Source organism: Bacillus sp. JH7, assembly GCF_001563515.1.
In the GTDB taxonomy this organism is placed as follows: Bacteria; Bacillota; Bacilli; order Bacillales; family Bacillaceae_G; genus Bacillus_A; species Bacillus_A cereus.
This window is the reverse complement of record NZ_LPUS01000001.1, coordinates 2,052,403-2,078,597: the sequence shown is the minus strand read 5'-3', so window position 1 is coordinate 2,078,597 and position 26,195 is coordinate 2,052,403. Positions and strand designations below refer to the sequence as shown.

Here is a 26,195-nt window from a genome sequence, read left to right as displayed (position 1 = left end):
TGACTTTAAGATACTTTTTTATATAGTTTCTTTCTTATGTTGATAAATATAATATTTTGTATTTCAGTTAAATATTGTATGTTACATTTTATGTAGTAAGCATTTTAAAAGGAGCTGACAACATAATGAATGGAAAAAGAAAAATTTTCACATGTATTTCTATTGTAGGAATCGGACTAGCTAGTTTTTCTAATTCTAGTTTCGCAGCAAGTGTAACGGACAATTCAGTACAAAATTCTATTCCCGTAGTTAATCAACAAGTAGCTGCTGCAAAGGAAATGAAACCATTTCCGCAGCAAGTTAATTATGCAGGTGTTATAAAACCGAATCATGTTACACAGGAAAGTTTAAATGCTTCTGTAAGAAGTTACTACGATAATTGGAAAAAGAAATATTTGAAAAATGATTTATCTTCTTTACCTGGTGGTTATTATGTAAAAGGAGAGATTACAGGTGATGCTGATGGGTTTAAGCCACTTGGAACTTCAGAAGGTCAAGGGTATGGGATGATAATTACAGTATTAATGGCTGGTTATGATTCGAATGCTCAAAAAATCTATGACGGTTTATTTAAAACAGCAAGAACTTTTAAAAGTTCTCAAAATCCTAATTTAATGGGATGGGTTGTCGCAGATAGTAAAAAAGCACAAGGTCATTTTGATTCTGCTACTGATGGAGATTTAGATATTGCGTATTCTCTTCTTCTTGCTCATAAGCAGTGGGGATCTAATGGAACAGTGAATTATTTGAAAGAAGCACAAGACATGATTACAAAAGGTATTAAAGCTAGTAATGTTACAAATAATAACCGACTAAATTTAGGCGATTGGGATTCTAAAAGTTCACTTGATACGAGACCATCTGATTGGATGATGTCACACCTTAGAGCATTTTATGAATTTACAGGTGATAAAACTTGGCTTACTGTTATTAATAATTTGTACGATGTTTATACGCAATTTAGTAATAAGTACTCTCCAAATACAGGACTTATTTCAGATTTCGTTGTAAAAAACCCACCACAACCCGCACCTAAAGACTTCTTAGAGGAGTCAGAATATACAAATGCATATTATTACAATGCTAGTCGGGTACCATTGAGAATTGTAATGGACTATGCGATGTACGGCGAGAAAAGAAGTAAAGTCATTTCTGATAAAGTTTCTTCGTGGATTCAAAATAAAACGAATGGAAATCCTTCTAAAATTGTGGATGGTTATCAATTAAATGGATCTAATATTGGTAGTTATTCAACTGCTGTATTTGTTTCACCGTTTATTGCTGCAAGTATAACAAGTAGCAATAATCAAAAGTGGGTAAATAGCGGTTGGGATTGGATGAAGAATAAGAGAGAAAGTTATTTTAGTGATAGTTATAATTTATTAACTATGTTATTCATTACAGGAAATTGGTGGAAACCTGTACCTGATGATACAAAAATACAAAATCAAATAAATGATGCAATTTATGAAGGATACGATAATTAATTAAATTTGAGAATGGTTACTCAAGAAAGGAATTAGCATACGCTAGTTCCTTTTTAATATTTTGTAAAACATTATCCATTCTAAAATTTGCATAGATATACTTGCTTTTTTCATATACATAGTTACTAATGACTCGTTTTTTTCGTGAGAGGAGCGTATTTCTTGGAAAAAGTATTATTTTTCGGAGACCCAGGTATTGATGACTCATTTGCCATTATGTATGGCTTACTGCATCCCGAAATTGAAATTGTCGGTATTGTAACTGGATACGGAAATGTTGAGCATATACATGCTGCACATAATGCAGCGTATATTTTACAGTTAGCAAATAGACAAGACATTCCTGTCATTAGTGGTGCAACAAAACCACTTACAGAAGAAATCACTACGTACTATCCTGAAATTCACGGAGCAGAAGGATTAGGGCCCATCCATGTTCCAGAAAATATATTATCTATTCCAATATACAATTTTGGCAGTATTGCTGCGATTCTTATAAAGTACGGAAAAGATTTAACGATTGTTGATGTAGGAAGATCTACCTCGTTAGCAATTGCTTTTAATTTGTGGAATGATTTAATGCTAAATGTAAAAGGAATCTATTTCATGGGTGGTGTTTTTTTAGAAGTAGGAAACGTTACGCCGTTAGCAGAGGCAAATGTGTATGGAGATCCTATAGCAAGTAAAATTGTTTTCCATCAAGCAAAGAATTTATTAATATTCCCTTTAAATGTAACAAACAAAGCTGTGTTAACACCAAATGTGTTTGACTATATTCAAGCTAATTCAAAGAATCCATTCCATACGATAATGAAACCAATGTATGATTACTATTTTTCTGCATACCAAAAACTTAATCCATCTATCGAAGGGCCATTGCTTCATGATGTGGTTGCTATAAGTGGATTAGTAAATCCAAACTTTTTTGAATTTGTACATCGTACAGTGAATGTTGATACATACGGAGATACGAAAGGACAAACATTTGCTGATTTTCGCCTTAGCTCTATATCTGAAGGAGCCCGTATAGCTTTAGAAATAGATGCAGAAAAATTCATTCAAGATTTTATAAAAATTATGTTATAAGTTGTTGTCGAAAAAGGGAATTATTTCAATGCGTTGAATATAAACATACATCCTCTATATAAGGGAGCTTACAATATTGAATATCCAGTTAAAGGTTGTTACGAGAGAAAATTGGGAAGAAGCATTAAAACTACAAGTTAAAGAAAATCAATTGAAATTTGTTCCATCCGTAGCAGTTTCGCTTGCTAAAGTATATATAAAACCAGATGGTGACAATGTAGAGTACATACCATTCGCTATATACCATGGTGACCTTATGGTTGGTTTTGTTATGCATGCTGTTGTAAGAGAGACATCGGATATGTATTGGATTAACGGATTTATTATTGATCAATCGCAGCAAGGTAATGGTTATGGAAAAGCAGCATTACAAGAAAGTATTAATATAATAAAAAATACTTTTAAATCGTGTAAAGAAATTAGATTAACAGTACATAAAGATAATCTCTCTGCAAAGAAATTATATGAACGATATGGTTTCATATCATTAGGACAAGAGTATGATGGTGAGCAAGTATATCGTTTATTTGTTTAACTATTAGGAAGTAAAGGTGTAAATGAAATATGCAATTTACTGAAGTGAAAATTGAAGTGTTCATTCCTGAAGAATATATTGAAACATTAAGGGATGAATTAAATAAAATTGGAGCATGTAAAACGGGCGAATATGACCATTGCCTTTCCTATAGTTCAGTGAAAGGATATTGGAGACCTTTAGACGAAGCATCTCCTCTTAATGGAGAAATTGGGCGAATATGCGAAGGGCAAGAATGTAAAGTTGAAATAAAGTGTAAACGAGAACTTGTAAAAGATGCTCTTGAAGTTATTAATGATATTCATCCGTATGAAACACCTATGATTTATATTATACCAATACTAAATGACTATTTTGAGCAACTATACATTGAATAACTAGGAGGGATTTCAATTGAAAAGTAAATTCCATCATATTGTACGAGCAGTCATGATAAAAGATGGGAAATTATTAGTTGCTGAATATATCGGCCATCATTATTTTTTACCTGGTGGCCATGTTGAAATTGGAGAATCAGTAGAGAATGCATTAATAAGAGAGTTAAGAGAAGAACTTGGAGTAAACTGTAGTATACAACAATTTTTAGGAGTCATAGAAAATCAATGGCAAGATAAAGAAGTGCTCCATCATGAAATTAATCACATTTTTGAAGTAGAGTCACAAGATTTACATACGGACTTAACACCGAAATCGAGCGAGTCTCATTTAGCATTTCACTGGATAGATTATAATAAAGAAGCCTTAAATCATTATGAAATCATGCCAATGCCTTTAGTGAAGGAATTACTAGAAAGAAAGTTAAGTGATGAACTACTAAATTGTTGGATTAGTAATTTTTAAATCACTTTATTTATAGTAAATACGTCCATCGAATAAATATAAAGAAAATAGGCTGAAAAACAAGGTACATCACCTAGTGTAAGTTCATATTTTGTTGATGTACGCATTTAGTCTATAGTCTTGTTTCTATTTTGTTTACAAAAATATATAAACTTTAACGTTTGGGCGAAATTTATATTTATAAATGGAGGGGTTCGTAATGAATCAGTTTCAACATGAATTACAAACATTAAACCTTAATGATTATCAAACTGGTAATGTTGTGTATTGGGATCAACAACAAAGCCAATATCCATATTATTACATCCAAGGCGATGCACGTCGTTGTGGCGGATGCGGAGGTTGTGGTGGACGCTGTGGCGGTTGCGGCGGTGGCAGATGTGGTGGTTGCGTAGGTTGTGCCGGATGTTTTGGTTGCTTTAATTGCTGGAACTGGTGGATTATTTAAATATAGTACATCATTAATATTTTATATGAAAGAAAGGTGTAAATACTGTTTATACTTTTCTTTCATGCTGTAATTTTGATGTGTATTAAGGGGGATTTATTTGTATACATATGATAAGTTGATTTCTTGGGTAGAGAATATAAAAGAAAAAAATCATAGTTCTGCTACAGCAATTTGTATTATAAAAAATAATAAAGTCGTATTAGAGCATTATAGCGGTTATCACTCAAATACATCGACTAATAAAAAAGTAACCGCATCTTCGCAGTTCAACGTTGCTTCTGCTAGAAAAAGTTATTTAGGATTAATGATAGCGTATGCGCTTTACGAGGGGAAAATAAACTCTATTGATGATGAAGCGATAAAATATTTTAAAGACTTTAATCCTGCATTGCTTGGTAAAACAACGATAAGACATTTAGTAACACATTCGCACGGATTAGAAGAAATGAATGACGGGACAATTTTTCGTGAATTTGAACCGGGACAAGCATGGGCATATAGAGATATTAATGTAAGAATGATGACACGTCTTATTTATCAGCTATATAACAAAAGTTTTCCTGAATTGTTAAAGGAGCGTGTTTTTAAGCCTGCTAATTTTCAAGAAACAGGTTGGAGAGTTCAGCGAGATGAAAATTTAGTTGACGTTGTTAATAATCCAAATGAAGACGCGACTAGTGAAATTGGTACGGTAGATGACGGTACTGAAAAAAATCTGTTTGTCTCAGCTAGAGAATTTGCTTATTGGGGCAATCTTCATTTAAATCAAGGTGTGATAAACGGTAAGCAAATTGTTCCAAAAGAAGTTATAAAAATCGCTACGAGTTTGCAGAGTCCAACATATGTAAATAAAGAGCTACCACAAAATGGCTTGTTTTGGTTCGTTCAAAATGAACCTGCACAATTAAGCGAACTTGGTGAACGTGTTCCAAAAGGGTCATATCAAATATTAGGGATTACTGGACCGACTATTTTAGTAATACCTGAATATAATGTAGTTGTTGCAAAAATGTATAACAAAAGATATAACTACGGCGGTGATAATTACTTATATTATTTACGTGAATTTAGTAATTTAGTCGCTGATACATTTAGTAACGGTAATAGGGCATAATTACTCCTATAACAAAAAGGAGTGATTGTAAGTGAAAGATAAAGTGAACAAAAATAAAAAACAAAATATAAAAGATGTAAATACAGAGCAAAATGCAATTTATAGCGATCCTAAAGATGCAGCTAATATGCAAACTGTACCGCAGCCGAAGGATTTTGATGAAATCGAATATTAATTTTTCATCCGACTATATGATGAATGAAAAATACGTCTTAAGTCTCATCACATATAAGAAATTATTTGATAACATATATACATAAGCATTCGAAAATGGCTTATCTTAACAAAGCTTTCTTTAGAAACATCTGATATAACCTGCAAAAGACACTTCTTTATGAAGTGTCTTTTTGTGTATATGAACTTAATTACCATTTTCCGTACAGTATCTTGCAATTTACGATGGATATACTAACTGTGAAAATCTATGTCAAGATAAAAGAAGGGGACAGTTAGTATGAAACAAACTTCTATAAATCCGTTACTAATTGTTCTAGGTACAATCATTATTCAAATTGGCCTTGGAACAATTTATACATGGAGTTTATTTAATCAACCCCTTGTAAGTAAGTTTGGATGGAATCTTAATTCAGTAGCGATAACTTTCTCTATAACAAGTTTTTCTTTATCATTCTCAACTTTATTTGCAGCAAAATTGCAGAAAAAATTAGGACTTCGGAAACTTATTGCTACTGCAGGAATTGTTTTAGGACTCGGCTTAATACTTAGTTCACAAGTTTCTTCCTTACCACTATTATATTTATTAGCTGGTGTCGTTGTTGGTTATGCGGATGGAACAGCTTATATTACATCACTATCTAATTTAATTAAATGGTTTCCAAATCGGAAAGGGCTTATTTCAGGTATATCTGTATCAGCTTATGGAATGGGCAGCTTAATCTTTAGATATATAAACGGAAATCTTATCGATAATCTTGGTGTATCACAAGCATTCTTATATTGGGGCATTATCGTGTTACTTTTAGTGTTAATCGGATCGTTCTTCTTACGTGAGGCAATTGTAAGTAATGCTGTAACTGAAACATTGCACAATGACTATACTCCGCGTGAAATGATGCGAACGAAACAAGTATATCTGCTATTTTTTATGTTATTCACCTCGTGTATGGGTGGTCTGTATTTAATAAGTATGGTAAAAGATATCGGTGTACAACTCGTTGGCCTTAGCGCAGCAACCGCTGCAAACGCCGTTGCTATGATTGCAATTTTTAATACAGTAGGTAGAATTATTCTTGGGACGTTATCAGATAAAATCGGCCGAATGAAAATTGTCTCTGCAACGTTTATTATTATAGGATTGTCAGTCTTTACTTTAAGTTTTATTCCGCTAAATTACGGAATCTATTTTGCTTGTGTAGCAAGTGTCGCCTTTTGCTTCGGCGGTAATATAACTATATTCCCAGCTATTGTCGGAGATTTCTTTGGATTAAAAAACCATAGTACAAATTACGGGATTGTCTACCAAGGTTTCGGATTTGGTGCGCTTGCAGGATCATTTATTGGAGCGATACTCGGGGGATTTCAACCAACTTTCATTATAATCGGTGTTTTAAGTGTTATTTCCTTCATTATTTCAATATTAATCCGCCCACCAAATGTAGAAAAGAAAAAGGAACTAAAACATTTACATCGGAAAGTAGCTTAATTTTAAAAAGAGTCCTCATGTTAGGGCTCTTTTTTATTCCATTAACTTTGCTTCTTTACGAACTTATTAAAGACAGGACAATTTCATTATAAAATTGAATAGATAAGTAAAAAGGAGCGTGACACTTAAAATGAAAATAGTACAGCAGTGGGTACAAGAAGATAGTGATTACATAAGAGAGAAAGTAATTGAATACAATCAAAAATATCTTGCAGATGAAGAAAAAACACCTTCAGAAAAGGTTAGTTTCATAGTAAGAAATGAAAAAGAAGAAATAGTAGGTGGGGTAACAGCAATAACTTTTTGGCACCATGTACACGTTGACTTTCTATGGGTTTCTGAAGAATATAGGCATGAAGGTTACGGAAGCAAGTTAATAAAGCTTATTGAAGAATTTGCAATTGAAAAAGGGTGTAGGTTAATTAATTTAGATACTTTTAGTTTCCAAGCACCTGATTTTTATAAGAAACATGGATATAAAGTAATTGGAGTAAGTGAAGATCATCCGAAAGGACATAATCATTATTATTTAGAAAAACGGTTAAAAAGTATATAGAATTTGTTAACGTTAGTATTTGAAATACAAATGCAATAAGGGCGAGGTTATTATTAATTTCAGTATTAATTGAATCAATTTTTATACTAAAACTGCAAGAACGTACTTTGGATAATCTTCCTAAGGTACGTTCTTTTTTTATATCAGTAGCCTATTCTTATTAACTCCAACAATAGCGGTAAAGGCAAGACTTAACTAACTTATATATATTAAAAGGAGTTAATGGTAGAATGAATAGAAGGCAGAAAATTCCTTTTATTTAAAATAGAGGAGGTATATATGAAAAAAGTTAATGTTACATACGCGATTTTGTACGATAAAACTAATGAAAAGATCTTAATGGTAAAAAACAAAGGGGAAAATGGTTCTTATTATACATTACCAGGTGGCGCAGTTAAACTAGGAGAAACATTAGAAGAAGCAGTAATTCGAGAAGTAAAAGAAGAAACAGGGTTACATATAAACGTAAACGGGATTTGTTCTATCAGTGAAGCCTTTTTCGAGGAAAGAGATCATCATGCAATTTTCTTTAATTTTCTAGGCGAAATAATCGGCGGGGAGACATATATATCAAGGCCAAAAGAAATCGAAGAGATTACTTGGATGGAATTACATATAGCAGCACCGTATTTACGCATACCAGAACATTTACTATATTTATTACAAAAGAAAGAAACAGTACCTTATTTTTTTAACGGAACAATCGTTCATCAATCTTCATAAAAATATTATTTCATGTAAGGCGGGGGAAACATGGAGTTTATCGTTAATCACAAACAATTCACTCAAGCACTTTCAGAAGTCAACAAAGCAATATCAACAAAATCTTTAATTCCTATATTATCTGGTATAAAAATAACTGCAGATCAATCTGGAATTACTTTAATTGCAAGTAACTCAAATATTTTTATTGAAAAATTCATTCCTGTTTCAATTGAAGACGAAAAGATTGCAACTATTTTAAAGGTAGGAACTATTGTTGTACCTGCAAAGTATTTCATTGAAATAATAAAGAAAATGCCAAGTGATATAGCAATAAAAAGTAAGAATGAGCAAATTATTAAGATACAATCAGAAGAAATCACATTAAGTTTAAATGGATTTCCTGCAGATGAGTTTCCGAATGTACCGCTTATAGACAATCATGCAGAAATCAAGGTAGAAACAGAGCAATTGATTGAAGTATTTAAACAAACAGTCTTTGCGGTAGCAAAAAATGAGTCTAGACCTGTTCTTACTGGGGTGCATATAGAGTTATCTAATAATAAGTTAATTTGCGCTGCAACTGACTCACATAGACTAGCGATACGCGAAACATTACTTTCCTCAGATGTAAAAGCAAATTGTATTGTACCAAGCGCAACCATTAGTGAACTTCTAAAATTAATGAACAGCAATTCGGAATTCGTATATATCTACCTTTCAGAGAGTCATATTATATTTACGATCGGAACAACTACATTATATTCAAGACTAATTGAAGGGAAATATCCTAATATTTCTAACCTTATTCCAAATGATTTTAAAACGATTATTAACGTAGATAGAAAAAAGATATTACAAGGTGTAGACCGATCAAGTTTATTAGCAAGTGAATGGGCTAATAACAATGTTAACTTAGAAATCATAAACGAATCCACAATTAAAATTTCTTCAAACGCTTCTCAAATTGGGAAAATATCTGAAACGCAACAAATAGATGCGATTCAAGGTGAAAAACAATTAAATATATCTTTCGATGGGCGTTTTATGGTTGATGCTTTAAGAGCAATAAAAGAAGAAACGATTACTTTAAGTTTTGGAGGTTCTATGAGACCGATATTGATTGAAGCAGGAGAGCAATCTGCAGCAGTACATCTTATATCGCCAGTAAGAGCTTATTAGGAATAGAGAAAGGGATTTCATTATGTGCAAGCAGACTGTTGTTTTATGAAATCATAAATTAATACATTATAAGAATGATGTATTAGTAAAGCAAACAGTTTACTAATTCCTACATAATATAATTCATAGACAAAGCAGAAATGGTAATCTGAAATACAAAGCAAAATAATAATAACCTGAATATAAAAGCCATAGATTAATAGATATGGGGTGAGTACGATGAAGAAAATAATTGTTTTACTCATGGGTATAGTTTTAATTATTTTTGCTTTTTATCAATACAACAAAAAAGACTATGCAGCTAAAAGTACTAACTTGTATGTAGAAAACTTTAAAGGGGAAAATGATTCAATAAAAATACAATCTGCTATTAATAAAGCAGAGTCTAGTAAAATTAAAACTGTATTGCTTGATGATAAAAAGTATAAAATTACGTCACCAATCATTGTTAAAAAAGGTGTGAAATTATTATTTGGTTACGGATCCCAATTTGTAGTTGAGGGAAACTTTAGAGTTTTAGAACTAGAGAAAAACGCATCCATTGAAGGAGCGTATATAGCTATTGACGATCCTAAATTTAACTCTGAAGTTATTTATTTAGACGGTAAAAATAAATATTATAACACTTGGAACAAAACACAAATAAAAGATATAAATATTATCAATTGGACGGAAACGAATAAAGGTACCGGAATTTCTTTATACTCTGCTGGAAAAGAAAATGAAATTTCGTTTGTTAACTTCGAAAATATTAAAGTTGTAGGAATGGAAACTGGACTGAAATTAGTAGCGAAAAAAACGAGCACCGGACAAGCTTGGATAAATGCCAATCGTTTTATGAACTTTTCTTTAGAAGACTGTGTAAATATGATTTATATGGATAGTCAAGTAACTACACCAAATGAAATTAGTGGGAATCAATTTACAAACCTTCAAATACAGCCTTCAAATAAAACAAAAAGCATTATACAGGTAAGTGGTCAACATAATGAATTTCATGGGATGGTGTGGGATTTAAATAAAATAAAACATGAAAACGAACTCATTGAACTGACTGATAAGAGTATGAATACAGTGGTTGAAATGCCCAGTGTACCAGCAAATAGAGTATTAGATAGTGGGAGATCCAATATAGTGAAATAAGTTTAAATACAGAAAAAAGAGCGAATTCTTTATAAGAGGATTCGCTCTTTTTATATTTTAAAATTAAATTTCCTTCCACCAAGCGGATAAAGGATAGTCTGTAGATTTTAACGTAATAGATTCGCCAATTTGTGGCGTTGTAATTTTAACTCCTAAACGGTTAGCTTCTTTCGTAACACGTTCTATCGGGTCACTCCATTCATGTAATGCTAACGTAAAAGCACCCCAATGAATCGGAAGAAGTAATTCTCCTTTAACATCAATATGAGCTTGTACCGTTTCTTCAGGCAACATATGAATAGCAGACCACCTCGGATCATATTGCCCGCATTCCATTAATGTAAGATCGAATGGACCGTATTTATCACCAATTTCCTTAAAGTGAGGGGCATAACCGCTATCACCACTAAAGAAAATTTTAGTCTCTTGACCAAGAATAAGCCATGAACACCATAATGAACGATCTCTATCTGTCATACCACGTCCAGAGAAATGCCTTGCAGGCGCACATACTAACTTAATATTATCAAACGTAATTTCGTCCCACCAATTATGCTCACTAATTTTACTAGGTGAAACACCCCATTTAATAAGATATTGTGCAACTCCAGTTGGAACATAAAAGTGTTTTGCGCGATTTTTTAACTGCATAATACTTTTGTAATTCAAATGATCATAGTGATTATGAGAAATGATAATCGCATCAATTTCTTGAAGGTCATCACGTTCTAAAGAAAAAGCACCACTATAACGCTTACTATTAAACAAGGGAAATGGGGAAGAGGCATCTCCAAACATCGGGTCTAATAACAGTTTTTTACCTTCTATTTTCAAAAGAGAAGCAGAATGGCCAAACCATGTAACACTCTCTAACGCTTCATTATCTTTATTTGATAAAACAACAGGCAAATCCTTTATAGGACGCAGCTTTGATTTTATTTTAAAGTAATCCGTCATTAAACTTATAATATCTTTCGGTTTAAAACTCATATCAGTATGAATTTGATTTGTATATTTCTTATTCATTCGTTCTCCTTTTTACGATTAACAATTTACGTATGTTGTTATTGTAGCTATTTGTAGTTTAAACTATATTATTTTACCTTTCATCTAAAATGCCTTGTATTTCATAAATCCGTCAAATTCATTATTTGTATCTATAAAGTACAAATCGCATAGCAGCAGCTAAGACAAATATTAAGTACATGTAAATTGTTTTTATTTAGTAAATTCCTTCTTATACGCAACAAAGAAAATATGTCTCTAATAAAAGAAAGGAAGGAGAGGATGTAAGTGCACATAGAGCGAAAAAAGAAATCAAAATGTAAACTATCAAAATCTGAAATCATGCATTTGTATACTGAAGGGAAGAGCACCTCAGAAATCGCTATGCTTGCTAATGTGTCTGCAAGGTATATTCGTATGGTTTTATCAGACAATAACGTACCAAGGCGCGCTATAGGGAGTTGGAAGAGAAAGTATGACATAACAGAAGATTATTTTAAAACGTGGTCAAATAACATGGCTTATATTTTAGGGTTTATAGCGGCAGATGGTGTTATACAGAAAGAAAATCAATGTGTCAGTATATCTCAAAAAGAAAGTTATATTTTAGAAGATATAAAAAAAGAACTAAAAACAAACCAGCCACTTTATCAAAACAAAAAAACAGGCGTATATATGCTAAATATTAATAGCAAAACAATAAAAGACGACCTTATAAACATACACGGAATTATGCCATGTAAATCATTTAACATTGAATTTCCTATAGTACCAGAAGAATATTTACATCATTTTGTTCGTGGATATTTTGATGGGGATGGTTACGTCAAGTATGAAACTTATACAGTTAATTTCGTAGGTGGATCATATAACTTTATGAATTCTTTACATCAAATTCTTCAAAATCGCAATTTACGAGCCGATTTACTAAATCAAAACAAACATTATCGCGTTATTTTATCTGGAAGAAAATCAATACAACTATTTTCAAATTGGATTTATAAAGACAAAGATATTTATTTGCATAGAAAATATGAAGTGTTTCAGAAAGAAAGTCTGAGTTTAGATCAATTACAAGATCGAAAATTAAAACAAACTCAAACTGCCGTTAAACAAAGAAAACAAAATTTCCTTGAAGAATATATGAAAAATAAATGTAATACTACAACTTGTTCAAATTTAGAAATAAGCGAATCGGCTTTCAAACGTTGGCTAAAAAATGATAATCAATTTAAAAGAGATTATGAAAAGATTAATTTAACAATGTCCACTAGCGATAACTAAATATAAAATCCTAAAAAACCTTAGAATAGGTATGAAGATAGCTATTCTAAGGTTTTTTATTTTTAAATCATAAAGGATTCTTAATTTTATTGATTGAATATAGTAAATACATAGATTTTACAATTGTCTTGATAAAAAAGGAGAGATACACCTTGCAAAAGAAATTTATCAATCCAGAAACGATGCCACCAACTTTTGGATATTCACATGTAGTGGAAGTTAGTAACGCTAAACGAACAATTTACATATCTGGACAAGTAGCGATTAACACTGATGGTCAAATAGTTAGCATTGGTGATTTAGCTACACAAACGCGACAAGTTTTCGAAAATATTAAAAGTGCATTAGAAACTTCGGAATTAAGATTTAATGATGTAGTAAAATTAACATTTTTCCTAACAGATATTTCTCAAATGGCCACTGTTAGAGATATACGAGATCAATACGTTGACACTAACAATCCACCAGCAAGTTCAGCTGTAGAAGTTAGAAAGTTAATTAACGATAACTTTTTAATTGAAATCGAAGCAATTGCTGTAGCAAACTAATTTTAAAAACTTATTATGAATCATATCCATGCAATTCGGTTAATGCGTTCAGTTAAAACGAATTGCATTTTTTATTGTCTTAAATATAATTTATATCTGGAGACATTTTCATCAACAACTTATAAAACAAACAACTAAACAATCCATCACACAGAATGATTAAAAAGAACGAGGGGAGGCTAATCACAATAAAAAACTTACATATAATAAGTTTGTTATTTATAGTTAGTTAACATAATATATATTATAGGCAGTTATAGAAACAAAGCAATACCAGGTATCAAAACCCAAGTAAACTATACTTAATGAGACGAAACGGAGATTTTTAGTGAGATTCACATGAAATCTTATCTAAACAAATTTCTTCAGTTTTTATCGTTTTTATTTGTTATAAATTCATCACAGCAAATCTTAATCAATAATCACTTAAGATTTAACGAATTAAAAACATTTTTGATTGGTAAGAAATTTTTATACAGAAAAATTATTTCTATACAAAATATAAATTAGTAATTTTATTTTATGTTTTACTTAATGAATTTATTGCTATTTGCACATGTTTTACAACTTTACATTATTTGTTGTTATTTCTGTTATTTAGGCTTGACTTTCATTACACTCATTGTTTTTTATTCTAGTTAACATAACGCTTATTTTTAACATAAAAAAATCCTCCTCACCTTCAGGAAGATTTTTTGTTTGCTATTATTTTATTTATATCCTCTAGTAACAATCCCAATTGTAAATGACATTGGAAAAATCTAGATTTAACAAATCTTCCTTACGTATAAAGAAATTAGCAACGCCAGAATCTCCCCACATAATATTTAATGAATCGTCTGTATCGATTTGCAGTAATAATATATCATGTTGTTGGTATTTTTCTTCCCATTCTCTCGGATCTGTCTGTGTGAAAAATGGATAACCACCAATTTTATGTCCTTGATCTTTACATAAATCATCATACAGTTCGCCTAATTCTGTATTATTTTCTTCATCAACAATTTCTTCCCAATCAATTTTATCACTAAAAATCATTTCAAATCGATAATCTCTTGGTGTTACTGGCTGATATGCCAACTCAAACTTTAGTTTTGCTGCTTCGGGTATGATAAAATTCTCTAAATCTAAAGTGTTTAAATCACTAAAATCAGTAATCACCTTAGTTAAATCCGCTGTGATTGTAGAATGATAAACAATCCGAAAGTCTTTTTGGCTTGTGGGATGATCAAAATCTGCTCCAAAAAGATCTTCTTCAGCACTTATGAAAAACTGTAACATTCCATGTTGAGGCATATGTTCAATGTTAGGTATTTCTTCAAGGTTTAACTGCGCAAGTAGCATCATAGGTTGTCCGTTTGAGTCTTTAGGATGCTCTTGATCTATAGGTAAATACGGATATCCACCAAATTTACTTTCAAAAAGCGTTGTCTCTGCTTGCGTTCCAGACACTTTAATATACGGTTTCACACTTTCTTCTAAAATACTACGATACTGTTCTAGTTCTTTCGGAATTTGAAGTTGATACGTATTCTTCACTACATTTGCCTCCCTTTAGTAATGAATTGAAAATGCCTAACTTAATTATATAGTAAGCGATAGCTTAATTGAAAATCGTTAAAAATCCATTTTCACCCTCATTTTTTGCGCGCTTGGCGGACAAAGTAAATTATGCTCTAAAACCTTTTTATTAATAGTTCGAATTAATTCCGCTGCTTCTGTAGTATTTGTATTTTCTTTTAGTCTTTCTTTTAAATCGTCAATTTCTTTTGAAAGCTCAATCCACCTAGGCAAAACATGATTATTTGCTAAAGTTCTATAAAGTTGCTTTTCAGGATTGTAAGAAAGATCGTTATCGAGATTAAGAGGTTTACCTTTACCAGGTAAATTATTAAATGACCCTTTCTTTTCTGCCTCTTTAACGATAGAACTAATATGATCCTCATACGTATAGGACCAAACTTTTTCATCTTTTACTAAAATCTCTTGCTTTTTTAGTTTTTTATCTAGTTCTTCTTGATTCATAGCTTTTCTCTCCTTTTTATTTTTAGTGTCGTTTTTGTAAATTCCAATGCCCTTAATCCTTCGAATAGCTTTTCTCGCCACCACACGCTATCATGATCGCCTTGAAACTCTTCATAAGTAATGTGGTATTTCTTTTCTTTTAAAGCTTTATACAGACGTCTATTAGCCGTTAAAAGAGGTCTGTTTTCAAGTTCTCCTACTGCTATGTAAGAATAGAGATGAGTCGCATTAGAATCTATTGATTAAATTTGATTTTCAATCCAAGGAATATCGTTTTCAAAAGTTAGTTCTTCTAGCTGATTAACATGATCTACAGCAATACATGGCGGTATTCCATTTTCGTAAATTAAATAATTGAGTGTTTTTGCGATTGAAGATTACTTAATGCATGGATTTTTATTAAAGACAATGAAATGTTCTTGAAGATGTGAAGTTTAAGAATAATTATGAGGTAGATCAAGATGTTTTGCCCTTGCTGCAATGTGGCAGTAAGGATATTTAATTTTGATAGAATAATATAAGAGCCTTGCTACACTTTTGTAATAAGACTCTTTAAATGAGTTATTTACTAGAATAAGTATCTATTGCTTGAATAGAAAGTTCCAACGATTTTATTCTTCTTTCTAAAAGCGTTCTTTGAGGACTCCCAAGCTTCGACTTAACGTAAATCTTTTCAATTGATGGAAGCAAACCAATCAGAACATTACGAGCTTCTGCTAAATCTTCCTGAGTATAATGATGAGTTTCTTGCTTCCAAACACTTTCTAACATAGCTAAGCCGATACTAGCTGCTTTGAGTCTTTTTTTCACTAAAGTAGTATTTGATCCTTTGTGAGTCATCTGTGATAAGGCATTTTCAAGTTTACTAATTGTTGACTGTAAAGATTTTATTGATTCTACTTTATCTATATTTGATACGTTTTTCATGTTAATGTTATCCCTTCTACGTTGCTAACTTGTTTTGTTTAATGTTTAATGAAATCCTTAAAATCTTGATTTCACTCGAAATATTTTAACATAAATAACTAACTGTATTCGAGTTGGACAATAACTTAAAGTAAAACAGCTATTCCTCTCTCCTCCCCTGCATCATTCTATTATATGTACTTCTTTCTTCTCATTAGAATTCCTATATAAACTAGTTGTTAATATTGAATGTTTTATGAACAAAAAAACGTACAAGTAATGTAACCTGTACGTTTTCGCTTTTATTCAGTAAGGTAATAAAGTAATAGCTTTCTGGTCTTCTCATAACTTATGAAATCTCTATACAAAATGGGATAATTCACAATTTCTGTTTCTAGAAAACGATATTGCGGAAACCACTCGAAAAACGATTTTCTTAACCACTTTATTTGTTGAAACGTAATGTTCTGTTCGTTTCCATTTAGTACAGAATTTAAAGTAGCTGCTGTATGCATCCAATAATGATTAAAATCAGCGTTTATACAGTCATCTTCGGTAAATTTACTTTTTAAGTCTCGCTGCAATTTTGCTGTAGCACGATAAGGAAACGGTTTATGAAGTGGAATATGCATTTTCTGCAATTCCTTAAAAATAATTTGTTTTCCTAACTTCAACTTTCTCCTCCTTTATTTCTCTATCCAATTTAATAAGTTTTCATAATGATATTGAGCATCGATATACCCAAGATTATATAGATTAACGAGCTTTTCCTTATTTCTTTCTATTCCGCTTATAGGAAGCTGTACACTTGGTTGAATTACATAAAAATTATCTTTTTGTTCTTCTCGATTCATATAAGATATCGTCTCATTATAAAAACGATAATGGTCTACTAAATTCTCTGCGATTTTCGGATATTTTCTATATAGAATTTTAGCTAGACCAGAAAATTTATTTCGCTGCTTCTCGTATCCTTCTGGCTTTGTCATAATTACAACGTTCTTTTCATAACCATCAGTTTGAGCTTTTAAAACTGGTATAGGATCTATAATTCCTCCATCTAGTAATTTTCGATTATCATATTCTACAGCTGGTGCTATAAACGGCACAGAGCTGGATGCACGGATGATTTTTAAAATATCATTTCCATGTTCTGTTTTATTATAATAAACAGCTTGTCCTGATTCGCAATCAGTCGTCCCTATAACAAATTGTTCATTACAGTTTAAGAAAGTTTGAAAATCAAATGGAACAATTTTATTAGGTACTTCATCAAATAAAAAGTCCATTCCAAATAATTCACGTTTTCGAATTAAATTTCGATAAGATATATACCTGTAATCTGATACTAGCTCTGTATTTACCTTCTTATTTCTCCCTTGTTGACGCGACAAATAGGTTGCTCCCATACAGGCTCCAGCTGATACGCCGACTACATATGGAAAGAATAAGTTCTTTTCCATGAAATATTCGAGTACACCTGCAGTATATAAACCTTTCATTCCTCCGCCCTCTAATACTAAACCGACATTCTTCATTCTATATCCCTCTGCTTCTTTTTTCTTAATTTCATATTAGCATAAGATTTTAAGGTGAGGTTATATAAACTAATCACAACAATAACCAGAAACTACTAAAGTAATGTGATAATATCTTTGTGAGTAACATGTTACAATATAAGTAATTCATTCCACATATATTAAAGGAGGAATTTAATATGGGTTTATTTAGCGGTATTTTAGGAAATGCATCAAATACGAGTTCTGAAAGTGTAGAACGTGATTTAGAGAAGATTATGCTAGACGATGAAAAAGTAGAGCATGCTTATAAATTAATTCGTGATCTAATCGTATTTACAAATCGTCGTCTTATATTAGTAGATAAACAAGGAGTAACTGGCAAAAAAACAGAATACCATTCTATTCCTTATAAAAGTATTACACAATATAGCATCGAAACCGCTGGGCATTTTGATTTAGATGCAGAACTTAAAATTTGGGTGTCTAGTATGGAGGAACCAATTACGAAAGAATTTAAAGGTGACGATAGTATTTTAAGCATTCAAAAAGCGCTAGTAACCTTTACGACAAAGTAGTGGTTTTTGTATCTTTATTCATTTTCAAAATTACTAACCCGAGTATTTTGGAAGAACATACATTATTTTTGTATATTTAATCTAAAATAACATAAAAAGGTAAAGCGTATTTTAAATGCTTTACCTTTCTTTTTTGTAATAAACAAGTGTAGTTTTATCATTTAATTTCTTTATTACTTCTGTTCTTTTATACCCCATTTTCTCGTATAGAAAACAATTTCTTTCTTCTTCTAAAATCGTAGCAAGTTCAAAACTTCGTGCTTCTGGAAACATTTCTTCAATTAAAATAAGTACCTTCTGAGCAATTCCTTTCCCTTGATAGATTGGATGAATAAACATTGAACTAATCCAAAATTTATAAGGTAGTTCTTTTGCGGATATACATATCGCTCCAACAAGTTTCGAATCTATTATCACCTTATAAAAATTACTGCTGGGATTAGTTATTCTAAAAATAGTTTTTTCAATAGTTTCATTTGCTGGATTTGTTTCATAGTCTTTATATTTATGTAATAAAGAGCTAAATGAGTCTATTTGCATTTGAAATATAACTTCTGCATCAGTTTCTGTCACCTTTTCTAATATAATCTCCATGTTACCAATTTAGACGCTTTCTTAAAGAAGTAATATGAGCGGTATGGTGACGACCATGCCATGCATATAGTCCTATTGCAACAGCAAGTTTTGTTTCACCAGTTTCAGGATGGTTAAATGTCTTTTCTAAATCTTCAATTTCTAGAGAATATAAAAGATTAACCCATCTTTTATGTAATGAATCTAGCATTACTAGTGAAACATCTACCGGTAATTTTGAATCGGGTAACTCTGCCCACTTCTCTTCTTTATACGGCTTAATAGTTGGATTCTTTTCTGTCAGTGCTAATTTAAAACGTATGTAGCTATTCATATGGCTATCAACGACGTGATGAACTACTTGACGTACAGTCCAACCTCCAACGCGATATGGTGTATCTAACTGCTTCTGATCTAAATCTTTAATTGCCCTTGTTAGTTCATTAGGTAAATCTTCAATTTCTTGAATCCATGTATCAATCATTTCTTCAGTTATAGGACGTTTGTATGTAAATTGGCCAATTGGATAACGTAAATCATTCATGAATAAGTCCTCCTTATTATAAGTGTGAAGTATTTCTCCAAATATAGTGTACAAACTTCACATGTTCTCCATTTAATTCTACAGATGTTATATCTGATTCGTTTTGATAAGAAGAAAATCCGCTTTTTTCTAGTACAATTTGTGATGCGAGATTATTAGTCGTTGTTTTAGCATAAACTTCAGTAATTTCATTATTTTTCGCTACATCTAAAATTAATTTTACGGCTGCTGTTGCAACTCCTTTTTTAGTAAATTTTTCTCCGACACGATACCCGAGCGAACTAATTCGAGTTTCCGTATCTATATCTACTAAATTGATTCGCCCTACAATTTCTTTTTCTTCATTACGAATTAAATAAAAATAAGAATCTCCATCTGCCTGTTCTATTAATAAATCGTCTAGTAGTTTTTGGAAATATTCAAATTCAAAATATTTCGAGCCACGATTTGGTACCATTGTTTCAAAAAAAGATTTATTTGTAAGTTCAAACGTAAATAAATCCTTAGCATCTTGTTTCTTTAGTTGCTCTATGTATATTTCCATTCCGTATTCTCCTTCTTGATTTACTAACTGTTATACATTCTTTTTTAATCAATTATATTCCTGCTATTTCTTTCGATTAAGTAATACAGATAGTAGCACTTTCGGATGAAAGAGATGAAATGGACTACGAATTAAATTCATCACTCGTACTAACCGAATATAAACATCAGAATTACTTGCGGATAGTCGATATATTTGCTTCGTATACCATAGTTGAAATTTTTGTTTTGTAGTTAATTCTCTCTTTAGTTGCGGGTGACGTGATATTTCTGTTGTTGTCATATCCCAAGGGGTTTCTATTATAGTAGCTGCCTTTTTATAAAATTGTTGTGTAAATGTTTTATCAAGTTGTTTTCTATCTTGCAAAAGTAATTGCAATTGGTGAGCCTCCATAGCAGCAACTGATACGCCTTGGCCGAAAACGGGATCAAAACGACATTGCGCATCTCCAACAACTAATAATCCTTCTGGTACATTATTCACTAAATCAAATCGCCGGCGTACTTGATAAGGGATTTTGTATGTCTTTATATCAGTAATTCCCTCAGCCTTATTTAAGAAGTCTGTAACATTAGAAATTGATAGATTTTCAGCAAAATCATAAAACTCATCATCTGTTTGTGGTGCTTTCTCATTTGCGTATCCACTAAAAGTAACAAAATAACGATTATCTTCTATCGTTTGAATAAGAACGCCATAAGGGTTATCAGGGAAACTAGGAGACATTAGCATATTACAACAGTCTAACTCCTCATTTTCTTTAAGTTTGAACATTTTCGTTGCGTAAAATAAATCAATACGAACTTTCTCTTCTTGTACTTTAATTTCGTATTCTCGTAGCCACTCTATACTTTTTGAGCCAAATCCACTCGCATCAACTACAAGATCCGCATGAACTTCTTCTTGTGTGTTTGTCTCTAAATATTTAACTTTTACTCCACACACTTTGTTAAGCTTTGCATCTACCAATAACCCTTTAACCAATGTTTCATATTTAATAGTAATATTTGAAATTTGATGTATTCGTTTTTGAATATGCCATTCTAGCAAAGGACGACTTTGTTGAATCATATGTACTTCCCCTATGAACGGTTGTTTCCATAGACCGAATTGATGCCATTTCAAATCACGCGTAAAGTTGTTTATAATACTACCCGCTTCTATTAATTCGTTCGTAATATTAGGAAACAATTCTTCAATTGCGTTTTCTCCACCTTTTAATAACACGTGAGGATGATTACTTTGTGGAACTCTTTTTCTCGAAGACTTTCCATCCCATCTTTCACCAGCTTCTATAATGATTACTTCTTTAAAAGAAGTTGATAATGCTTTTGCTGCAAACTTTCCTGCCATACTTCCACCAATAACGATAGCCTTATTAAACATATTTTCCCCCTTAATAAAAAGAGATCCTGCCTTGTATGAATGAAACAGGATCTTAAACTAATTAACTTCTTTACCATTATACTTAAAATACATCAGTAAATTGCAACATTAAAATTAAAATACCTAATCCCCATACGTAATACGCGAATACTTTTAAGGAGTGACGTTTTAAATATTGAATCATCCATGAAACGGCTATGTATCCAAAAAAGGCTGCTGATAACGTTCCGACAATTAAAGATGTACTAGAAATAGATTCTGCTTTCCCTTGAAAAACGTCTACAAATTGCAAAACGATAGCTCCAACGATGGCTGGTGTCGATAGTAAAAAAGAAAAGTAAGCAGCAGTTTCACGGTCTAATTTTCTCCATAATGCAGCGACAATTGTCATTCCAGAACGGGAAATGGCTGGAAAAATAGCAGCAGCTTGAAATGAACCGATAATTAATGCGTCTTTATATGTTATGTCATCCATTTTTTTACGACCATTCTTTTGTTTATCTGCCATGTAGAGAAAGAATCCGGTCACTAAAAACTCCCAACCGATCGTGATTCCTGTTTTTGAAATATCTTCAAAGAAATCTTTAAACAATAAACCAATTACAACTGCGGGTATTGTCCCAACGATAAGTAATAACATGAGCTTTGAAAATGGGTTTTTAATTAAATATATAAATTCTTTTTTGTAATAAATAAAAACCGCAAGTAAAGTCCCAATATGCAGCATCGTATCTAAAAATAAGCCAGCCTCATCTAATCGGAACAAATGCCTTCCTAAATAAAGATGTCCGGTACTACTGATTGGTAAAAATTCTGTTAAACCTTGAATTATACCTAGTATGAAAGCTTCTAACCAATTCATGATGGTCTCCTTTCTCTTTTGCTTGTACCAATATATGAGGGTTAAATTTTCGATATGAAAAAAACTATATTTCTCTATGAATTTACTTTTTATTTATGGATATATATGTAAAGAGGGTTAAGGAGGGTTATTATGTGGAAGCACACAAAATTCGGTAATGTATTACTTTGGGTGGGCCCTATCCTTGTATTTTTAGGACTATGTATGACAAATGTTATTTCAGATATTCCTTTCTTTGAGGGAAAACATAAAACGGTTGGTATTGTACTTATATTTATAGGTGTAATCTGTTTTGTTGCTGCTAATCATTTGAAAAAAGGAGAAAGATATGAAGAATAAATCTAAATAAAAAACAATCCTTGCATATTAGCTAGGATTGTTTTTTATTAATGTTGATTATTTGTAGAATACTTTATCAACGTTATATTTCGCTTTGTATTCATTAATGATATATGTTTCGTAAATTTCTCTTTCTGTTGGATCTTCTACGATACATGCATCAATGCGGTATACTTCATCACGGTGATTTTTAATTGGTGAAACATTATCTTCAAAATGCTTCTTAATACGTTGTCTAATTTTACGAGCTTTACCTACGAAAAGAAGTTCGTCATTAATATTGTAAAACATAAAAATGCCGCCTTTATCTCTAGGGAACAAGTGGAAATCGATAAATCCATTAATTGGAGTAATGATTGGCTCGTCTCCTTTAATAACTTGTTTACGTTCAGTAATTGAAACATCAGCTTCAGGAATATTAATTTTAATCAAGTTCATTCACGTCCTCTTTTATTATAAAGATAAATAATAGCATACATAAGTAAGAAAAGCTATGTTCAGAGGCATATTTCATTTTATAATTCAAATATTATAGGTGTATCATGTAAACTTTTCTTCCAAATCATATGATCACTGGATTCTCCCCAGTAATCTTTCAATACATAGCTAGGTTTTCCAAACTTTTTCATCCATATACTTTGCGCATTTTTATATCCACTATCTAAACAATATTCTGTTATCCCTCTGCTAAGTAATGTAAGAAACATTGTATGTAGTAATAAACTCCCTATTCCCTTTCTCTGATACTCCGGAAGTATGAATACAGTTCCTATTTCATACAAATTTTTAAGTACACCACCTGTACAACTATTAATCAATGTACTTGCTGGACCGATTTCGATTGTTCCAATGATTTTATCGTTACTTGTATCAATTGCTAATAAAAAGTAACGACTTTCTCCGTTACTATCAAAGTCACTTTTCAAATACTGCTTTTTTGAGTTAATTTCATTTTCTATGTCATCTAATAATTGTGACAATCCTTCATTTTTGTATGTATTCGTAATAACTATACGGAAAAATAAATATAGTTCATCTACATCATTCAAATTCGGTCTTCTAACTGCAACGTTAGTCATGAATTCAATCTCCAATCCTCATTATGCCATTGTCAATACAACACTTTATATAATCTATTCATCATTATTCTGCAAAAACCTGCATAAATCCAACAGTATAGAAAGCTCATTATAAATATTGATAAAATAATTTTTATATCCATAGTTGTATGAACAGCAGGACCAAGTACCGGAAAGTGGAAAACATCGAGAACAATCATAATACCTATAAGTAGACAAGTTGCTGAAAAAGAAACAATCCAAATTCTCCTCTTTAATTTTAAAAAGGATACTCCTAAGGCTAGACCTAATAAGCCTGTAGTAAAAGGAAAGACAATTAGTTCACTGGGCTCAATAATAAATAATAGAAAAATAGTAAGAATATAAGAAAGTATTCCCTCACGAATAGAATAGAAAATAGCAAAAAAAATCGGTAATGTCGAAAATGGACTAATGAGCAAACCTATACCAGGAACTAAGTTCCCAGCTGCTTGAAACATGGTGGCCAATGCACTCATCAAAGCTGTAAATACTAACTTATTCGCAAGGGACAATTTTCTTTTATGAACAAAGCTCGTATCATGTTCTATCATCAGTTGATACCAATAACGTACAAACCAATTCATTAAAATACCCCCTAAAGATACCACATTCATTACTTTCTATATTATTCATACACTTATGGTTTATGAGTTGCTTTCTACTAGTTATAAATCACTATATAAAATAGATACTTATAGATTGAAGATGTTTAGGGGGACAAGTCAAGTTGTGCGTTTTGGAAGCAGAATAAACTCTTTATGTTTTTAAACTGAGAATTTATATCGTATCAAGGAATAATTTCAAAAATGGTACCTTTGTTATAATCAGTTACTTTCATAGAACTGTAAACTCCTAAATATAATTTAGTTTGATCCGAATTTGTTCCTAAACTCATATAATAAGCTGGTTGCGTACCAAAATCATAATTGGTTTCAATAGCATAAAAGTCAGCATGTTTACCGTCTGTACCTGCTCTAGTATAGGCTAAAACACCCTTAATTGGAGACTGAGATTCTCCTTTCTTGGCAAGGTCAGTAAAAACAACGCTACCTGTTAAATTTGGAATTGCATTTCCCATATATGGCTGAACTCCTGTAAGTGAAGTTCCTCCAAACTTATCTGTTCTAGAATCTTTATGAAAATAACTAAGTAGAGGCAGAATACGCTTCACTGAAGTTTGTATTGTTTCATCATAATAAACCATTGTTCTCTCATCCAAAGTCTGATTCTCAGAGCAATGTCGTATAAAAGAAGTAGGCAAATCCCCTTCCCATCCTCGCCACCCAAAATTGATAAACCCATCTTGATTGAGAGTTAACCTCATAAAATGCATTTGAACAAGTTCTGTTACCGGTATAGGTTTATATTGAACAAATGAAAAAATAGACTCTACAATATCTTGTCCGACATTTCCGGCGTATTTGATATATTGATTATAAAACCTTTGAAATGAAATGCCAGTTATATTACGTACTCCTTTTGCAATTACTGTAAGTGTTTCTTGTATAGATAAAGGAAGTTCATTAAAGCGTGTAACTACAGGAGGGTTATTTATAAATGTATTTTTACTTACATCGATTTCAATTATTTTTCCTGCTATTTCTAAATCATCTTGGCTTAAATTAAATGGATCATAACCTGATCCGCCATCTCCATTTGTAAAAACAAGTTTTCCAGTCTCAGGTGAAAAGTTTAAACTATTGACTCCGTTATGATTAAAAAATGGTCTTCTTACATTCAGTAATGTTCGTCGTTTTTGAGCTTGACCATTAGATTGTAAAGTCCATTCTTCCACTGTATCAATGTGATCATATTGCGTATTTCTATTAAACCACTTTAAATTTAACGTTTTAGGGTCACAAGGATTCGGTTTAAATTGCTCAGAAAATGCACCTGGCCCTTGAGTTCCAGCTACTGAATAATGAAGATAAAATAACCCATTTTGATAAAATTGTGGATGGAACGCAAGTCCAAGCAATCCGCGTTCATCATAACCGCTACTAGAAACACCTTCTTCAAATGTACCTAATTTAATAATTAGGTGACGAATATCTAAAAATGTCTTTATAACTCCGTCCCCTATGTAAAAAATCTCCCCTAATTGAGTTGCGATAAATAGTCTTTCGGTCGATTCACCTGGAAGTATCGTTGTTTTCAATACAGTTGGTAAATTTACGTTATGAACAATGGGTCGTAAACTAACTTTAACTTTTGTCAATTAACTG

Annotated in this window: 31 protein-coding genes and 1 pseudogene; 17 read left to right on the top strand and 15 right to left on the bottom strand. The window is 31.7% G+C overall.

The window, feature by feature from the left end; translation table 11 throughout:
• Positions 1-125: 125 nt before the first annotated feature.
• The 13 genes from AU379_RS10560 to AU379_RS10500 all read left to right on the top strand — a co-directional run bounded on the left by AU379_RS10560 (position 126) and on the right by AU379_RS10500 (position 10,759).
• Positions 126-1,487 (top strand): glycosyl hydrolase family 8, encoded by a 1,362-nt coding sequence (locus AU379_RS10560; RefSeq protein WP_016118017.1) that lies wholly within the window; start codon positions 126-128, stop codon positions 1,485-1,487.
• A 162-nt stretch (positions 1,488-1,649) separates the two neighbouring features.
• Positions 1,650-2,573, top strand: coding sequence for a nucleoside hydrolase (locus AU379_RS10555; RefSeq protein WP_000416775.1), 924 nt, complete (start codon positions 1,650-1,652; stop codon positions 2,571-2,573).
• Positions 2,574-2,649: 76 nt separating this feature from the next.
• Positions 2,650-3,108 carry a GNAT family N-acetyltransferase gene (locus AU379_RS10550; RefSeq protein WP_001025614.1) on the top strand — a complete coding sequence of 153 codons (459 nt, stop codon included), beginning with the start codon at positions 2,650-2,652 and terminating at the stop codon, positions 3,106-3,108.
• Positions 3,109-3,137: 29 nt separating this feature from the next.
• Complete coding sequence (gene cutA / locus AU379_RS10545) at positions 3,138-3,485, top strand: divalent cation tolerance protein CutA (protein WP_001160790.1); 348 nt, start codon at positions 3,138-3,140, stop codon at positions 3,483-3,485.
• 16 nt (positions 3,486-3,501) lie between these two features.
• A complete protein-coding gene (locus AU379_RS10540; protein WP_000836837.1) occupies positions 3,502-3,948 on the top strand; it encodes an NUDIX domain-containing protein in 447 nt (148 codons plus the stop codon).
• Positions 3,949-4,147: 199 nt separating this feature from the next.
• A complete protein-coding gene (locus AU379_RS10535) occupies positions 4,148-4,396 on the top strand; it encodes a heterocycloanthracin/sonorensin family bacteriocin (RefSeq protein WP_001071345.1) in 249 nt (82 codons plus the stop codon).
• A gap of 100 nt (positions 4,397-4,496) precedes the next feature.
• Complete coding sequence (locus AU379_RS10530) at positions 4,497-5,513, top strand: serine hydrolase domain-containing protein (RefSeq protein ID WP_000288900.1); 1,017 nt, start codon at positions 4,497-4,499, stop codon at positions 5,511-5,513.
• 31 nt (positions 5,514-5,544) lie between these two features.
• On the top strand, positions 5,545-5,688 hold the full coding sequence (locus AU379_RS30535; RefSeq protein ID WP_000653680.1) for a hypothetical protein: 144 nt from the start codon (positions 5,545-5,547) through the stop codon (positions 5,686-5,688).
• A 279-nt stretch (positions 5,689-5,967) separates the two neighbouring features.
• Positions 5,968-7,176: an OFA family MFS transporter gene (locus AU379_RS10520; protein ID WP_048567639.1), complete on the top strand. Its 1,209-nt coding sequence runs from the start codon at positions 5,968-5,970 to the stop codon at positions 7,174-7,176.
• A gap of 130 nt (positions 7,177-7,306) precedes the next feature.
• The gene (locus tag AU379_RS10515) at positions 7,307-7,732 is read left to right on the top strand and encodes a GNAT family N-acetyltransferase (protein ID WP_000706906.1); all 426 of its coding nucleotides are present in this window, start codon (positions 7,307-7,309) and stop codon (positions 7,730-7,732) included.
• A gap of 279 nt (positions 7,733-8,011) precedes the next feature.
• Entirely contained in the window at positions 8,012-8,455 is a 444-nt protein-coding gene (locus tag AU379_RS10510; RefSeq protein WP_000757608.1) for an NUDIX hydrolase, read from the top strand.
• A gap of 30 nt (positions 8,456-8,485) precedes the next feature.
• A complete protein-coding gene (gene dnaN, locus AU379_RS10505; RefSeq protein WP_000394480.1) occupies positions 8,486-9,616 on the top strand; it encodes a DNA polymerase III subunit beta in 1,131 nt (376 codons plus the stop codon).
• Positions 9,617-9,835: 219 nt separating this feature from the next.
• Positions 9,836-10,759 carry a hypothetical protein gene (locus AU379_RS10500; protein WP_061139216.1) on the top strand — a complete coding sequence of 308 codons (924 nt, stop codon included), beginning with the start codon at positions 9,836-9,838 and terminating at the stop codon, positions 10,757-10,759.
• Between the two features lie 63 nt (positions 10,760-10,822).
• Here AU379_RS10500 and AU379_RS10495 read toward each other — a convergent pair whose 3' ends face one another.
• The gene (locus tag AU379_RS10495) at positions 10,823-11,785 is read right to left on the bottom strand and encodes an MBL fold metallo-hydrolase (protein ID WP_001037071.1); all 963 of its coding nucleotides are present in this window, start codon (positions 11,783-11,785) and stop codon (positions 10,823-10,825) included.
• A 267-nt stretch (positions 11,786-12,052) separates the two neighbouring features.
• On the opposite strand from AU379_RS10495, the gene AU379_RS10490 reads away from it, so the two are divergent.
• Both AU379_RS10490 and AU379_RS10485 read left to right on the top strand, forming a co-directional pair.
• Entirely contained in the window at positions 12,053-13,048 is a 996-nt protein-coding gene (locus AU379_RS10490) for an LAGLIDADG family homing endonuclease (RefSeq protein ID WP_061139215.1), read from the top strand.
• Between the two features lie 152 nt (positions 13,049-13,200).
• Complete coding sequence (locus AU379_RS10485) at positions 13,201-13,596, top strand: RidA family protein (protein ID WP_061139214.1); 396 nt, start codon at positions 13,201-13,203, stop codon at positions 13,594-13,596.
• 723 nt (positions 13,597-14,319) lie between these two features.
• Here AU379_RS10485 and AU379_RS10480 read toward each other — a convergent pair.
• The 5 genes and pseudogenes from AU379_RS10480 to AU379_RS10460 form a co-directional block, all read right to left on the bottom strand.
• Positions 14,320-15,135 carry a YwqG family protein gene (locus tag AU379_RS10480; protein WP_061139213.1) on the bottom strand — a complete coding sequence of 272 codons (816 nt, stop codon included), beginning with the start codon at positions 15,133-15,135 and terminating at the stop codon, positions 14,320-14,322.
• A gap of 78 nt (positions 15,136-15,213) precedes the next feature.
• Positions 15,214-16,085: pseudogene (locus AU379_RS30795) on the bottom strand (DnaJ family domain-containing protein); the annotation flags it as partial.
• 97 nt (positions 16,086-16,182) lie between these two features.
• Positions 16,183-16,548, bottom strand: coding sequence for a hypothetical protein (locus AU379_RS10470; protein WP_000800298.1), 366 nt, complete (start codon positions 16,546-16,548; stop codon positions 16,183-16,185).
• A 281-nt stretch (positions 16,549-16,829) separates the two neighbouring features.
• Positions 16,830-17,201 (bottom strand): YxiJ-like family protein, encoded by a 372-nt coding sequence (locus tag AU379_RS10465; protein WP_000765913.1) that lies wholly within the window; start codon positions 17,199-17,201, stop codon positions 16,830-16,832.
• A gap of 12 nt (positions 17,202-17,213) precedes the next feature.
• Positions 17,214-18,065 (bottom strand): patatin family protein, encoded by an 852-nt coding sequence (locus AU379_RS10460; RefSeq protein WP_000799975.1) that lies wholly within the window; start codon positions 18,063-18,065, stop codon positions 17,214-17,216.
• A gap of 179 nt (positions 18,066-18,244) precedes the next feature.
• On the opposite strand from AU379_RS10460, the gene AU379_RS10455 reads away from it, so the two are divergent.
• Positions 18,245-18,622, top strand: a complete 378-nt coding sequence (locus tag AU379_RS10455; RefSeq protein WP_000522476.1) for a PH domain-containing protein — start codon at positions 18,245-18,247, stop codon at positions 18,620-18,622.
• Positions 18,623-18,742: 120 nt separating this feature from the next.
• Here AU379_RS10455 and AU379_RS10450 read toward each other — a convergent pair whose 3' ends face one another.
• The 5 genes from AU379_RS10450 to AU379_RS10430 form a co-directional block, all read right to left on the bottom strand.
• On the bottom strand, positions 18,743-19,216 hold the full coding sequence (locus tag AU379_RS10450; RefSeq protein WP_061139212.1) for a GNAT family N-acetyltransferase: 474 nt from the start codon (positions 19,214-19,216) through the stop codon (positions 18,743-18,745).
• A gap of 1 nt (position 19,217) precedes the next feature.
• Positions 19,218-19,739 (bottom strand): YfiT family bacillithiol transferase, encoded by a 522-nt coding sequence (locus tag AU379_RS10445; protein WP_000999082.1) that lies wholly within the window; start codon positions 19,737-19,739, stop codon positions 19,218-19,220.
• 16 nt (positions 19,740-19,755) lie between these two features.
• Positions 19,756-20,283, bottom strand: coding sequence for a GNAT family N-acetyltransferase (locus tag AU379_RS10440; RefSeq protein ID WP_000409244.1), 528 nt, complete (start codon positions 20,281-20,283; stop codon positions 19,756-19,758).
• A 63-nt stretch (positions 20,284-20,346) separates the two neighbouring features.
• The gene (locus tag AU379_RS10435; protein ID WP_000482051.1) at positions 20,347-21,669 is read right to left on the bottom strand and encodes an FAD/NAD(P)-binding protein; all 1,323 of its coding nucleotides are present in this window, start codon (positions 21,667-21,669) and stop codon (positions 20,347-20,349) included.
• An 82-nt stretch (positions 21,670-21,751) separates the two neighbouring features.
• The gene (locus tag AU379_RS10430; RefSeq protein ID WP_030025776.1) at positions 21,752-22,531 is read right to left on the bottom strand and encodes an undecaprenyl-diphosphate phosphatase; all 780 of its coding nucleotides are present in this window, start codon (positions 22,529-22,531) and stop codon (positions 21,752-21,754) included.
• Between the two features lie 132 nt (positions 22,532-22,663).
• On the opposite strand from AU379_RS10430, the gene AU379_RS10425 reads away from it, so the two are divergent.
• A complete protein-coding gene (locus AU379_RS10425) occupies positions 22,664-22,870 on the top strand; it encodes a hypothetical protein (protein WP_000265477.1) in 207 nt (68 codons plus the stop codon).
• A gap of 57 nt (positions 22,871-22,927) precedes the next feature.
• On the opposite strand, the gene AU379_RS10420 is transcribed toward AU379_RS10425, so the two are convergent.
• The 4 genes from AU379_RS10420 to AU379_RS10405 all read right to left on the bottom strand — a co-directional run bounded on the left by AU379_RS10420 (position 22,928) and on the right by AU379_RS10405 (position 26,188).
• A complete protein-coding gene (locus tag AU379_RS10420) occupies positions 22,928-23,308 on the bottom strand; it encodes a nucleotide excision repair endonuclease (protein WP_001048941.1) in 381 nt (126 codons plus the stop codon).
• Positions 23,309-23,385: 77 nt separating this feature from the next.
• Entirely contained in the window at positions 23,386-23,949 is a 564-nt protein-coding gene (locus tag AU379_RS10415; protein ID WP_000185961.1) for a GNAT family N-acetyltransferase, read from the bottom strand.
• A 32-nt stretch (positions 23,950-23,981) separates the two neighbouring features.
• A complete protein-coding gene (locus tag AU379_RS10410; RefSeq protein ID WP_001103992.1) occupies positions 23,982-24,554 on the bottom strand; it encodes a hypothetical protein in 573 nt (190 codons plus the stop codon).
• Positions 24,555-24,757: 203 nt separating this feature from the next.
• On the bottom strand, positions 24,758-26,188 hold the full coding sequence (locus AU379_RS10405; RefSeq protein WP_061139211.1) for a PQQ-dependent sugar dehydrogenase: 1,431 nt from the start codon (positions 26,186-26,188) through the stop codon (positions 24,758-24,760).
• Positions 26,189-26,195 lie beyond the last annotated feature (7 nt).